Origin of the sequence: Aquincola agrisoli, assembly GCF_036621135.1 — a bacterium.
Classification (GTDB): domain Bacteria; phylum Pseudomonadota; class Gammaproteobacteria; order Burkholderiales; family Burkholderiaceae_C; genus Aquincola; species Aquincola agrisoli.
The window spans coordinates 525,306-538,229 of sequence record NZ_JAZIBG010000028.1 but is presented as its reverse complement, the minus strand read 5'-3'; the positions used below and the strand labels follow the sequence as shown (position 1 = coordinate 538,229).

The 12,924-nt window shown below is 70.2% G+C and carries 10 protein-coding genes; 5 read left to right on the top strand and 5 right to left on the bottom strand.

All coding sequences use genetic code 11. From position 1 onward, the window contains the following. Positions 1–25: 25 nt before the first annotated feature. Both murU and speD read right to left on the bottom strand, forming a co-directional pair. Entirely contained in the window at positions 26–742 is a 717-nt protein-coding gene (gene murU / locus V4F39_RS14265) for an N-acetylmuramate alpha-1-phosphate uridylyltransferase MurU (RefSeq protein WP_332290190.1), read from the bottom strand. Then, positions 739–1,149, bottom strand: coding sequence for an adenosylmethionine decarboxylase (speD, locus tag V4F39_RS14260; protein ID WP_332290189.1), 411 nt, complete (start codon positions 1,147–1,149; stop codon positions 739–741). Before speD ends, murU begins: the two co-directional genes overlap by 4 nt. 86 nt (positions 1,150–1,235) lie before the next feature. Here speD and tkt point away from each other — a divergent pair, with 86 nt between their 5' ends. The 4 genes from tkt (at position 1,236) to V4F39_RS14240 (ending at position 8,090) form a co-directional block, all read left to right on the top strand. After that, on the top strand, positions 1,236–3,260 hold the full coding sequence (gene tkt / locus V4F39_RS14255; RefSeq protein WP_332290187.1) for a transketolase: 2,025 nt from the start codon (positions 1,236–1,238) through the stop codon (positions 3,258–3,260). A 50-nt stretch (positions 3,261–3,310) separates the two neighbouring features. Beyond that, positions 3,311–4,312 carry a type I glyceraldehyde-3-phosphate dehydrogenase gene (gap, locus tag V4F39_RS14250; protein ID WP_332290185.1) on the top strand — a complete coding sequence of 334 codons (1,002 nt, stop codon included), beginning with the start codon at positions 3,311–3,313 and terminating at the stop codon, positions 4,310–4,312. A 131-nt stretch (positions 4,313–4,443) separates the two neighbouring features. Further along, positions 4,444–6,189 carry a S8 family peptidase gene (locus V4F39_RS14245; RefSeq protein ID WP_332290184.1) on the top strand — a complete coding sequence of 582 codons (1,746 nt, stop codon included), beginning with the start codon at positions 4,444–4,446 and terminating at the stop codon, positions 6,187–6,189. 92 nt (positions 6,190–6,281) lie between these two features. Then, a complete protein-coding gene (locus tag V4F39_RS14240) occupies positions 6,282–8,090 on the top strand; it encodes a S8 family peptidase (protein WP_332290183.1) in 1,809 nt (602 codons plus the stop codon). Here V4F39_RS14240 and V4F39_RS14235 read toward each other — a convergent pair. From V4F39_RS14235 to V4F39_RS14225, 3 genes are read right to left on the bottom strand one after another with little or no spacing between them, the layout of a single operon-like run. Continuing rightward, the gene (locus V4F39_RS14235; protein WP_332290182.1) at positions 8,027–8,701 is read right to left on the bottom strand and encodes a hypothetical protein; all 675 of its coding nucleotides are present in this window, start codon (positions 8,699–8,701) and stop codon (positions 8,027–8,029) included. The genes V4F39_RS14240 and V4F39_RS14235 overlap by 64 nt on opposite strands. A gap of 5 nt (positions 8,702–8,706) precedes the next feature. After that, positions 8,707–9,624 (bottom strand): biotin--[acetyl-CoA-carboxylase] ligase, encoded by a 918-nt coding sequence (locus tag V4F39_RS14230; RefSeq protein ID WP_332290181.1) that lies wholly within the window; start codon positions 9,622–9,624, stop codon positions 8,707–8,709. A 28-nt stretch (positions 9,625–9,652) separates the two neighbouring features. Then, the gene (locus V4F39_RS14225; protein WP_332290577.1) at positions 9,653–10,165 is read right to left on the bottom strand and encodes an SET domain-containing protein; all 513 of its coding nucleotides are present in this window, start codon (positions 10,163–10,165) and stop codon (positions 9,653–9,655) included. A gap of 127 nt (positions 10,166–10,292) precedes the next feature. On the opposite strand from V4F39_RS14225, the gene V4F39_RS14220 reads away from it, so the two are divergent. Next, the gene (locus tag V4F39_RS14220) at positions 10,293–12,911 is read left to right on the top strand and encodes a DNA topoisomerase III (protein WP_332290180.1); all 2,619 of its coding nucleotides are present in this window, start codon (positions 10,293–10,295) and stop codon (positions 12,909–12,911) included. The last annotated feature ends 13 nt before the right edge of the window (positions 12,912–12,924 follow it).

Below are 12,924 nucleotides of genomic sequence, written 5' to 3'. Positions count from 1 at the left end.
AATTGCGCCGTAGCTGCGCACCGCGTCAGGCCAGCCCGGCCAGTTGGGCGGGGGTGCCTACGTTATCCCACGCGCCAAGGTAACGCTCGGCGCTGACGCGGCGCCGACGCATGCCTTCGAACAGCAGCGGGCCGAGGGCGGCGCGCGTGCCGGGCGCCACCGGCGCGACCAGCGAGGCCCGCACCAGCGCGAGGTTCGCGTAGGTCCAGCGCCGGCCGTCGGGGCCGGGCCCGTCGGCCAGGCCGAGGCCCTCGGCGTCGATGCCGAAATCGCCCTGCGGATGGAAGGGCGGGTTGGGCACGAGCCACAGGTGGGCGTCCAGCCCGTCGCGGGCCCGGAAGGCCTGGGCGGCGGCGGCCTCGAAGCGGAAGCCAGGGGCATAGATGTCGCCGGAGACCACCCAGAACACGTCGTCCGGCGACTCGGCCAGCCACGGCAGCGCCTTGGCGATGCCGCCCGCGGTTTCGAGCGCGCCGCCGTGGTCGCGGCCTTCCATCGAGTAGTGGATCTTCAGCCCCCAGCGCGTCCCGTCGCCGAGGGCGGCGGGGAACTGCGTTTCGAGCCAGGCGGTGTTGATCACCACCTCGCGCACGCCGTCGCGTGCCAGCGCCTCGAGGTGCCATGCGATCAGCGGCTTGCCATGCACCGGCAGCAGCGGCTTGGGCGTGTGGTCGGTCAGGGGGCGCATGCGCTCGCCGCGGCCCGCGGCCAGGATCAGCGCCTTCACGTTGGGATGGTTCATGCCTCGGGGGCGGCCGCCGCGGCAGCCGCCAGGTGGCCGCGCTCCATCTGCTGGCGCCGCACCGCCCGCGGCGCGAAGGCCGCCAGCAGGCTGTCGATCAGCAGGCGGGCGCGCGCCGAGTTGTCGGTGCCCACGTTGCAGACGTAGACGTCCAGCGTCACGGCCTGCAGCTCGGGCCAGGTGTGCACGGCCAGGTGCGATTCCGCCAGCAGCACGACGCCGGTCACGCCCTGCGGCGCCGGCGGCGCCCCGGCCGGCGGCACGAAGCCGTGGAACAGCTCGCCCACCGGGTGCAGGCCGGCGGCCCGCACCGCGCGCAGGCACAGCGCACGCAGCACGCCGGGCTCGGTCAGCACGGCCGCGGCCGGGCAGCCTTGCAGATCGGCGGTGAGGTGCAGTCCGTGCATGGCGGCGGATTATCGGCGGGGGTTGGCCCTGCAACCCTAAAATGCGCGGCTTCGCTCCCCTCCCGCGCCGCCCGCCGGCACACAGCATGAGTTCGACCCCGCAAGACACCTCCTTGATGGCCAACGCCATCCGCGCCCTGGCCATGGATGCCGTCCAGCAGGCCAATTCAGGCCACCCCGGCGCGCCGATGGGCATGGCGGACATCGCGGTGGCCCTGTGGAGCCGTCACCTTAAGCACAACCCGGCCGACCCGCTGTGGATCGACCGCGACCGCTTCGTGCTCAGCAACGGCCACGGCTCGATGCTGATCTACGCGCTGCTGCACCTCACCGGCTACGAGCTGCCGATGAGCGAGCTGCGCCAGTTCCGCCAGCTGCACAGCAAGACGCCGGGCCACCCGGAAGTGGATGTGACGCCGGGCGTCGAGACCACCACTGGCCCGCTGGGCCAGGGCATCACCAACGCGGTGGGCATGGCGCTGGCCGAGAAGCTGTTGGCGCACGAGTTCAACCGCCCCGGCCACGAGGTCGTCGACCACCACACCTACGCCTTCCTCGGCGATGGCTGCCTGATGGAAGGCATCAGCCACGAGGCCTGCGCGCTGGCGGGCGCCTGGAAGCTCAACAAGCTGATCGCGATCTACGACGACAACGGCATCAGCATCGACGGCCAGGTTGCGCCCTGGTTCATCGACGACACCCCCCGGCGCTTCCAGGCCTACGGCTGGAACGTGATCGACAAGGTCGACGGCCACGACGTCGCCGCGGTCGATGCCGCGATCGCCAAGGCCCGCCAGAGCACCGACAAGCCCACGCTGATCGTCGCGAAGACGACCATCGGCAAGGGCTCGCCCAACCGCGCCGGCACGGCCAAGGCGCATGGCGAGGCGCTGGGCGGCGAGGAGATCCGGCTGACCCGCGACGCGCTCGGCTGGTCGCACGAGCCCTTTGTGCTGCCCGAGGCGGCCTACGCCGCATGGGATGCACGCGTGACCGGCGAGGCCGCGCAGGCGGCGTGGAACACACGCTTCGCCGCCTACAAGACCGAGTTCCCCGAGCTGGCCGCCGAGCTGGCCCGCCGCATGCGCGGCGAGCTGCCGGCGTCGTTTGCGCAGCATGCCGTCGACGCGATGATCGCCGCGCACGAGAAAGCCGAGACGGTCGCCTCGCGCAAGGCGAGCCAGATCGCGCTGGAAGCCTTCACCCGCGTGCTGCCCGAGCTGCTGGGCGGCTCGGCCGACCTGACCGGCTCCAACCTCACCAACACCAGCAGCACGCCCGCGCTGCGCTTCGATAAGGACGGCACGCCCAACGGCGGCCGCCACATCAACTACGGCGTGCGCGAGTTCGGCATGGCCGCCATCATGAACGGCGTGGCGCTGCACGGCGGCTTCATTCCCTACGGCGGCACCTTCCTCACGTTCAGCGACTACAGCCGCAACGCCATCCGCATGGCCGCGCTGATGAAGCGCCGCGTCATCCACGTCTTCACGCACGATTCCATCGGCCTGGGCGAGGACGGCCCCACGCACCAGAGCGTGGAGCACGCCGCGGCGCTGCGGCTGATCCCGGGGCTGGACGTGTGGCGCCCGGCCGACACGGCCGAGACCGTGGCGGCGTGGACGATGGCGCTGGGCAACGCGTCGCGTCCCTCGGCGCTGCTGCTGAGCCGCCAGAACCTGCCGTACCTGCCGAAGGCTGGCCTCGACGAGATCAGCAAGGGCGCCTACGTGCTCGCCGAGCCGAGCGAGGTGGGCCTGAAGAAGAAGGCGCAGGCCGTCATCCTCGCCACCGGCAGCGAGGTGGGCCTGGCGCTGCACGCGCAGCAGCAGCTCGCGGTGCAGGGCATCGCGGTGCGTGTGGTGTCGGTGCCCAGCACCACCGTGTTCGACCGCCAGAGCGTGGCCTACAAGAGCCAGGTGCTGCCGCCCAAGCTGCCGCGCATCGCGGTGGAGGCGGGCGTCACCGACTTCTGGTGGAAGTACGGCTGTGCCGCCGTGATCGGCCTCGACCGCTATGGCGAGAGCGCCCCGGCCAACGTGCTGTTCAAGGAGTTCGGGTTCACCGCGGAAAACCTGGCCGCCACCGTGCGCAAGGTGCTGCGCGGCTGAGGGCCGCCGCCGCACATCGGCTTTTTTTGACCTACGAGGAGATTGATCTCATGGCTATCAAGATCGGCATCAACGGCTTCGGCCGCATCGGCCGCATGGTGTTCCGCGCCGCCATCCAGAACTTCCAGAACGACATCGAAGTCGTCGGCATCAACGACCTGCTGGAGCCCGACTACCTGGCCTACATGCTGAGCTACGACAGCGTGCACGGCCGCTTCAAGGGCGACGTGGCGGTCGACGGCAACACGCTGATCGTCAACGGCAAGAAGATCCGGCTGACCGCGGTGAAGGATCCGGCCGAGCTGAAGTGGGGCGAGATCGGCGCCGACATCGTCGTCGAGTCGACCGGCCTCTTCCTGACCAAGGAAACCGCGCAGAAGCACATCGCCGCCGGCGCCAAGAAGGTGGTGATGTCGGCCCCGTCGAAGGACGACACGCCGATGTTCGTCTACGGCGTCAACGACAAGAGCTACCAGGGCGAGGCGATCATCTCCAACGCCTCGTGCACCACCAACTGCCTGGCCCCGGTGGCCAAGGTGCTGAACGACACCTTCGGCATCAAGCGCGGCCTGATGACCACCGTGCACGCCACCACCGCCACGCAGAAGACCGTGGACGGCCCGAGCAACAAGGACTGGCGCGGCGGCCGCGGCATCCTCGAGAACATCATCCCGTCGAGCACCGGCGCCGCCAAGGCCGTGGGCGTGGTGATCCCCGAGCTGAACAAGAAGCTCACGGGCATGTCGTTCCGCGTGCCGACCTCCGACGTCTCGGTGATCGACCTGACGGTCGAGCTGAACAAGGAAGCCAGCTACGAGGACATCTGCGCCGCGATGAAGGCCGCCTCCCAGGGCTCCATGAAGGGCGTGCTCGGCTACACGGAAGACAAGGTCGTCTCGACCGACTTCCGCGGCGAGTCGATGACCTCGGTGTTCGACGCCGAGGCTGGCATCGCGCTGGACAAGACCTTCGTCAAGGTCGTGGCCTGGTACGACAACGAATGGGGCTACTCCAACAAGGTGCTGGAGATGGTTCGCGTCATCGCGAAGTAAGGGCAAAACGCCCCCGGCGGCCTGCGCCGCCGGTGCCCCGAAAAAAGCCCGCCGCCGCGGGCTTTTTTCTTGCAAGCGGAGCGTACCGACAGCAACACTCAGGCGGCCTTGCCTTGCCTACACTTCGCCAGATGAAACACCTGCTTTTGCCCATCGTGCTGGCCGTGGCCTCGGTGGCGGTCCACGCCGAGAGCGCTTCTTCACCGGTGGCGTCCCCGGCAGGCACCGCTGCCAGCGCACGGGTTGTCGTGCAGTTCAAAGCCGATGCGACGGTTATCCGTGCGCGTGCGCTGGCGGCAAACGCCACCGCCAGCACGGTGGCGCAGGTGCTGGGCGAGCGCGCCAGCACCCTAGGTGGCCGGGTCGGCGTGGCGCTGCGGGCTGGTCCTGCGATCACGGCGCGGACCCAGGTCGTGACGGCGGAGGGCATCAGCAGCGCGGAACTCTCGGCGAAGCTGGCTGCCGACAGCGCGGTGGAATACGCCGAGCCCGACCAGCGCGCGCGTGCGATGGCGGTGCCGAACGACACGTACTACCACTCCGGCCCACCCGTCGTGGGGCCGGCGGCGGGGCAGTGGTACCTGCGCGCACCGGACAGCCTCGTGACCTCCGGGATCAATGCGCCGGCCGCATGGGACATCTCCCAGGGCGGGGCTGCAGGCGCCGGCGTCATCGTCGCCGTGCTCGATACCGGCGTGCGCAGCGATCACCCCGATCTGGCCGGCAAGGTGCTTCCGGGCTACGACATGGTGTCGAACCCCAGGTTTGCCGGGGACGGCGACGGGCTGGACAGCGATGCGCAGGATCCGGGTGATTACGTGACCGAGGCGGAGGCAGCGACGGCGGAGTTCCGCGATGCAGATTGTCGCGTTGCGGTGCCCAGCAGCTGGCATGGTACGCAGGTGGCGGGCATCGTCGGTGCGTCGACCAACAACGGCGTCGGCGTTGCGGGGGTGGGCTGGAACGTGCGCATCCTTCCCGTCAGGGTGCTGGGCAAGTGCGGTGGTGACATGAGTGACATCGCCATGGGCATTCGCTGGGCCGCAGGGCTGGAAGTGCCGGGCGTGCCTGTCAACCCGAATCCGGCCCGTGTCATCAACCTCAGCCTGGGATTTCAGGGCGCATGCCCCTCCGGCTCGGCATACCAGGCTGCGATTTCGGAAGCGGTGTCGCAGAAGGGTGTGGCCGTCGTCGTGGCGGCGGGCAATGCCAACGGCCTGGCCGTCAGCAGTCCGGGGAACTGCAAGGACGTGATCACCGTCGGGGCGGTGCGCCACATGGGCACCAAGGTGGGTTTTGCCAACGTGGGTCCCCAGGTCACCGTCAGTGCCCCCGGCGGCAACTGTGTGAACTTGGCCGACGGCACCCCGTGTCTATATCCGATCATGTCGACCTTCAACGAGGGCACGACTACGCCGGTGCTGGGAAGTGCCAGCTATACCGACGGCCTGGAACATTGGGCCTTGGGAACCAGTTTCGCCGCGCCGATCGTGTCAGGTACCGTGGGCTTGATGCTTGCGGTGCAGCCAGCGCTGTCGCCGGCCCAGGTGACGGCGCTGTTGAAGCAAAGCGCACGCGCATTCCCGACCAACGTTCCTTCGGATGACGGGAGCGTCATTCAACAATGTCAGGCACCCAGCTCTGTCAGGCAGATCCAGTGCTACTGCACCACCTCGACCTGCGGAGCCGGGATGCTCGATGCCGGGGCGGCAGTAGCTTTGGCAGCAGCCGCGCCTCCGGACGACGGCGACGGCGGCGATGATGGTGACGACGACGACGACGGCGGCGGTGGCGGCGGCGGCGGCGCTCTCGCACCCGCCTGGCTGATCCTGATGGCGCTCGCCGCCGGCGCCCTGCGCCGCCGTCCTGCCCGCTGATACACCGCGCGTCCACCCCGCGAATCCCAGTGCTCTCTTTCGAGTGAGCGCTGCCGATAATCCGGCGCATGCGCCGCGTAACTTTTTGTGTTTTGGCCGCCGCCGTTCTGGCGGCGGGTGGGACGGCCCAGGCATCGCCCGGCGCCGACGGCGTGATCGTGCAGCTTCGCGATGCGCCGTCGCACGGCGTTGACCGGGCAGTGACGCTGTCGGCCAACGCGGCCGCCGCACGCGCGGAGGCTGCCCGCTGGGAGCGGGTGGTGTTGGCGGCGGCAACCGATGCGGGGCAGCCGCCGCCCACGCGCATGCCCACCGGCCGTGCGGCCTACCTGCTACGCAGCACGCAGCCGCTGTCGGCCGAAGCCGCGCGCCGTTGGACCGAACGCCTGGCTGCGCAGCCCGAGGTGGCGTGGGCCGTGCCCAACGATCGCGAGCGCCGGCTGCAGGTGCCCAACGACCCGATGTACGCCGGCGCCGTCCACGCCCAATGGTGGCTGCATGCCCCAGGCGGGAGCGACGGCCTGCCGCTGGCGTCGCGCCTGCGCGGCGTGCCGGGCTTCCGGCCGGCGTGGCAGCGCCACACCGGCCTGCCTGCCGTGGCGGCGGCGCGTGTCGCGGTGCTCGACACCGGCATCACCGCGCATCCGGAGCTCGCCGGCCACACGCTGGGCGGCCACGACTTCGTCACCAACCCGCTGATCGCCAACGACGCGGACGGCCGCGACGCGGACCCCACCGACCCCGGCGACTGGGTCGACGAGGCGGACCGCACCCAGGCCGTCTTCCGGGACTGCATCGCCGAAAGCAGCAGCTGGCACGGCACGATGACGGCCGGGATGCTGGCCGCGGGCACGCACAACGCCGCGGGCGTGGCGGCCGTGCACTGGGACGGCCGCGTGGTGCCGGTACGGGTGGCCGGCAAGTGCGGCGCCGACGTGGCCGACATCATCGACGGCCTGCGCTGGGCGGCCGGGCTGCCCGTGCCGGGCGTGCCGAGCAACCCGCATCCCGCGCGCATCGTCAGCCTCAGCTTCGGCGGCAGCGGCGCCTGCAACGCGGCCTACCAGCAGGCGATCGACGAGGTCCGGGCCAGGGGGGTGGTCTTGGTGGCGGCGGCAGGCAACGAACACACGGCCCTGACCCGTCCCGCCAACTGCCGCGGCGTCGTGGGCGTCGTCGCGTTGAACCGCGACGGCTTCAAGACCACCTATTCCAATTTCGGCCCCGAGGCGGTCGTCGCCACGGTCGGCGGCGACAACACCGACGGCGCGTGGGGCGGCCTGCTCGCCGACGGGGGCCTGCTGTCGATCTACAACAGCGGTGTGCGCCAGGCGGGCGAGGGCGGCTACGCCTACCTGTTCGGCAGCAGCTTCGCGGCGCCGGTGGTGGCCGGCACGGTGAGCCTGATGCTCGGCGTGCACCCGGCGATGACGGTCGACCAGATCGTCGAGGGACTGCGCGCTTCGGCCCGTCCGCATGTGCAATCGGCGCTGATCGGACTCTGCAGCCCGGCCAACCCGGGGCGGTGCCTCTGCACGGCCGCCACCTGCGGCGCGGGCATCCTCGATGCCGACGAGGCGCTGCGCTACGCACAGGAACTGGCGGCGGGCCGCGGCTACGTGCGGCCGGCGGGATCGGCCGCGGTGCTCGACAGCGCCGAACTACGACAGGCCGCGGCCCTCGGGCCCGACCGGCCCGCCAATCCCGCAGAAGTCACGTCGGATCCCCGGCCTGCCGCGGAGGACGGCAGCGGCGGAGGCGGCGGTGGCTCGGGCCCGGGCGCGCTGCTGGCCCTGGCCGCTGCGGCGGCCATGCTGCGCCGCCGGCCGGCCGTGGCTCAGCGCTGCTTGCAGGTATCGAAGCCGCCGGCGAGCGCCGTGGTCGGCAACGCGACGATCTGAGCGGCCACCGGCGCGGTTGCGCGCTCCACGCGCAGCCGGTGCTGCAGGCGGGGCGGCGCCAGCACCACCACGCGGGCCGAACGCACGCCGCGCTGCGTCGCGGCCGCGAGCGAGGCGTCGGCCTCTTCGCGGGTGTTGAAATGGCCGAGCGAGAGGCCGTTCTCCAGTTCGGCCGGCGCCTTGACCTCCTCGTAACCGATCTTCAGCCGCCGCAACTCGTCGCTCTTCTTCTGCAGCGCATCGCGGTTGGGGTAGCGGCCCATGTAGACGAGGTAGCTTCCCGGCAGGTCGACCGAGATGCGGTGCCAGCTGCCGGTGGGCAGTTCGGCGATGGCCTGCTCGGCCGCGGCGATGTCGGTGTCGCTGAAGGGGCCGGCTTCGAGGCAGGTGCCTTGCGCGGCCAGCGCCGCCGCGGAAGCGGCTTCCGCCAGCACGGCGCTGGCGGCCTCCGGGGGCAGCAGCGCGACGGCGTCGGGCTGCACCTGCCGCGTCAGCCGCTCCGGCTCGCGCTCGCGGGCCGCCGGGCCGAGCAGGGGGGCGAGCCAGTGCTCGGACCAGGCGAAGAACAGGACGTTGGCCAACAACAGCAGCAGGACGAGGGCTCGGAGCATGCGGTTCAGTTTCCGTCGATCCGCACGCTGACGTCGCCGCTGGAGACCAGCTGCACGGCCGCGTCGGCGCCCTGCCCGACCCGCACGCGCAACGATCCATCCTCGCCGACACCGTCGGCCACGCCGGCCGGTACCTGCGGGAGCGTCGTGGTGATGGGCTGGCCGCGCAGCAGGTCGCGCTGCGCGAAGCGCCCGGCGAAGGCGGCAAAGCCTTCGCGCTCGAACAGCAGCAAGGCCGCGGCCAGCGGCGCAGCCACCTGGTGCAGCGCGGCGGGGGCGTCGACGCCGGGCTGGCGCTCCTGCAGGCAGGCATAGCCCGAGCTGAGGTCGCGGGTGGGTTGCGGCGCGACGTTGAGTCCCACGCCGACGATCGCCATCCTGCGCGAGCCGACCATCACGGTCTCGATCAGCACGCCGCCGAGCTTGCGCCCGCTGCCGGGGGCGTCCATCAGCCAGAGGTCGTTCGGCCACTTGAGGCCGATCGCCGGGCCGCCGGCGCCCGGCACGGCCTCGAGGGCCTCCGCCAGCGCGACGCCCACGGCCAGCGACAGGCCCGACCAGTCGCGCGGCGACAGCGCGACCGCGAGCGAGAACGTGAGCGAGGCGCCGGTGCTCGATTGCCAGTTGCGGCCGTGGCGGCCCCGGCCGCGGGTCTGGCTTTCGGCGACCAGCAGGCACGGGTGCGTATCGCCCGTGCGCCGGCCGTGGGGGGAGTGTTCGTCGCGGTCCTGCAGTTCCAGCGCGCCGGGAATGGTGACGGGCTGGTCGCGGCGGCCGCTGAACATGCGGGCCCGGTCGATCAGCTGCGAGTTGGTGGAGTCCGCGCGGGCCACGACCTCGATCGAGATGCCGGGCATCAGCGGCTGCAGCTGCTCCCACAGCAGTTCTGCGCCCCAGGACATGTGGCTGGGCTCGTTGGACATCACGGCCTCTTCGGGTAGGTGAGTGGTTTCAGCGTTTGGGTGCCAGCATAGTGCCGCGGCAGGCCGCCGCGCCGCAATAGCAGGCGAACTGCTTCTTCACCTTGGCAGTATGGCGGCCCTCGAGCACGAGGCCGTAGTCGAAGCTCAGCTCCTCGCCCGCCGCGACCGGCCGCAGCGTCCGGATGAACACGCGGCCTTCGACTTCGTCGGCCTCGCAGTTCGGATCGCACGAGTGGTTGATGAAGCGCGATGCATTGCCGCCGTGCGCGCCGTCGATGACGTGCTGGTCGTCGATGTGGAAATAGAAGGTATGGTCGGGCTGTGACGGGTCGTGGGGGTGCCTGCGCAGCGCCTCGGCCCAGGTGATGACCTCGCCGGCATACTCGAACAAGGTCGTGCCGGCCGCGAGCGGCCGCAGCGCGAACACGCCCTTGCCGTGTACGCCGGAGCTGCGGACTTGGGTCCGGCGGCCGCCGGCTTTGGCCCGCGTGCCAGCGGCGGCAGGGCCTTCGGTGGGGGCGGCTTGCGTGTCGGTCTTCATTCGGTACATTGAAATCACGGATGCGCGCGCGTATGTACGTGTACGTGCGCGCGAGAAGCGGAATTGTAGGCAGACAAGCGGCTCCCCCAGGGAACTCTTGTCGGCCAGAGAAGGCACAACAAGGCTCATGGGCAAATCACTCATCATTGCGGAAAAGCCGAGCGTGGCGCAGGACATCGTGCGTGCGCTGACGCCGGTGGCCGGCAAGTTCGAAAAGCTCGCGGACCATTTCGAGAACGACCGCTACGTGGTCACCTCGGCCGTGGGCCACCTGGTGGAAATCAAGGCGCCGGAGGAATACGACGTCAAGCGCGGCAAGTGGAGCTTCGCCAACCTGCCGGTGGTGCCGCCGCACTTCGACCTGGCGCCGATCGACAAGGCCAAGTCGCGGCTGAGCGCGGTGGTCAAGCTCGTCAAGCGCAAGGACGTCACCGAACTCGTCAACGCCTGCGACGCGGGGCGCGAGGGCGAACTGATCTTCCGGCTGATCGTGCAGTACGCCGACGGCGGCAAGGGCAAGCTCGAGAAGCCGGTGCGCCGGCTGTGGCTGCAGAGCATGACGCCGCAGGCCATCCGCGAGGGGTTCGAGCGGCTGCGCAGCGACGAGCAGATGCGCGGCCTGGCCGACGCGGCGCGCAGCCGCAGCGAGGCCGACTGGCTGGTCGGCATCAACGGCACGCGGGCGATGACGGCGTTCAACTCGCGCGACGGGGGCTTCTTCCTCACCACGGTCGGCCGGGTGCAGACGCCGACGCTGTCGATCGTCGTCGAGCGAGAGGAGAAGATCCGCAAGCACGTCGCACGCGACTACTGGGAGATCAAGGCCCAGTTCGCCGCGAAGGCCGGCGAGTACGAGGGCAAGTGGTTCGATCCGGCGTTCAAGAAGAACGATCCGGCCGGGGAGGGGGCCCCGGACGCTGCCGGTGCCAGCGAGCGCCGGGCCGACCGCCTCTGGACGGCCGCCGAGGCCCACGCGATCGCCGAAGCCTGCCGCGCGCAACCGGCGGTCGTCACCGAGGAAGCCAAGCCCAGCACGCAGGCCAGCCCGCTGCTCTATGACCTGACGACGCTGCAGCGCGAAGCCAACTCGCGCTTCGGCTTCTCGGCCAAGACCACGCTGTCGATCGCGCAGGCGCTGTACGAGAAGCACAAGGTGCTGACCTACCCGCGGACAGACTCGCGCGCGCTGCCGGAAGACTATGTCGGCGTCGTCAAGGAGACGATGCAGATGCTGGCCACCGACGACCTGCCGGGGCCGCTGCGCGAGCTGGGCGGCCATGCGGCCAAGGCCCTGAAGGAAGGCTACGTCAAGCCGATGAAGCGCGTGTTCGACAACGCCAAGGTGTCGGACCACTTCGCCATCATCCCGACGCTGCAGGCGCCGCGCAGCCTGACCGAGATCGAGGCCAAGCTGTACGACATGGTCGTCAAGCGCTTCCTGGCCGTGTTCTATCCGTCGGCCGAGTTCATGGTCACCACGCGCATCTCGACGGTCTCGCGCGAGGGCAAGGAGTACAAGTTCCAGACCAACGGCAAGGTGCTGGTCAAGCCGGGCTGGCTGGCCGTCTACGGCCGCGAGGCCCAGGAAGACGACGCCAACCTCGTGCCGGTGGACAAGGGCGAGGTGGTGCGCACCGAGAGCGTCGACGTCAACCAGCTCAAGACCAAGCCGCCCGCGCGCTACACCGAGGCGACGCTGCTGAGCGCGATGGAAGGCGCGGGCAAGCTGATCGACGACGACGAGCTGCGCGAGGCCATGGCCGAGAAGGGCCTGGGCACGCCGGCCACGCGTGCGCAGACGATCGAAGGCCTGATCCTCGAGAAGTACATGCTGCGCGAGGGCCGCGAGCTGGTGCCGACCGCCAAGGCCTTCCAGCTGATGACGCTGCTGCGCGGCCTGGACATCGAAGACCTGACCAAGCCCGAGCTGACCGGCAACTGGGAATACCAGCTTGCCGAGATGGAGCACGGCCGGCTCGACCGCGACCGCTTCATGGGCGAGATCGCCCGCATGGCCGAGCGCATCGTCAAGAAGGCCAAGGAGTACGACCGCGACACCATCCCGGGCGACTATGCGACGCTCGCCACGCCCTGCCCGAAGTGCGGCGGCAAGGTGAAGGAGAACTACCGCCGCTTCGCCTGCGTCGGTGCCGAGACGGCCGCCAACCCCGGCTGCGGCTTCTCGATCAGCAAGATCCCCGGCGGCCGCGCGTTCGAGATCGCCGAGGCCGAGGCCTTCCTGCGCGACAAGAAGATCGGCCCGCTGGAAGGCTTCCGCTCCAAGGCCGGCTGGCCCTTCACGGCCGAGCTGAAGCTCGCGTTCGACGAGGAGATCGACAACTGGAAGCTCGAGTTCGACTTCGGCGAGGACGCGAAGAAGGCCGAGGGCGACGGCGAACCGGTGGACTTCAGCGGCCAGGAAAGCCTGGGCGCGTGCCCGAAATGCAAGGGCCACGTGTACGAGCACGGCAGCAACTACGCCTGCGAGCACGCCGTGAGCGCCCCGGTGACCTGCGACTTCAAGACCGGCAAGATCATCCTGCAGCAGCCGATCACCCGCGAGCAGGCGCACAAGCTGCTGGCCGAGGGCAAGACCGACCTGCTGGAGAACTTCGTGTCCAACAAGACGCGCCGCAAGTTCAAGGCGCGGCTGGTCTTCGACGCCAAGGACGGCAAGGTCGGCTTCGAGTTCGAGCCGCGCGCGGCCAAGACACCGGCGAAGAAGGCGGCGCGCAAGGTGGCCTGACCCACGCGCGGGC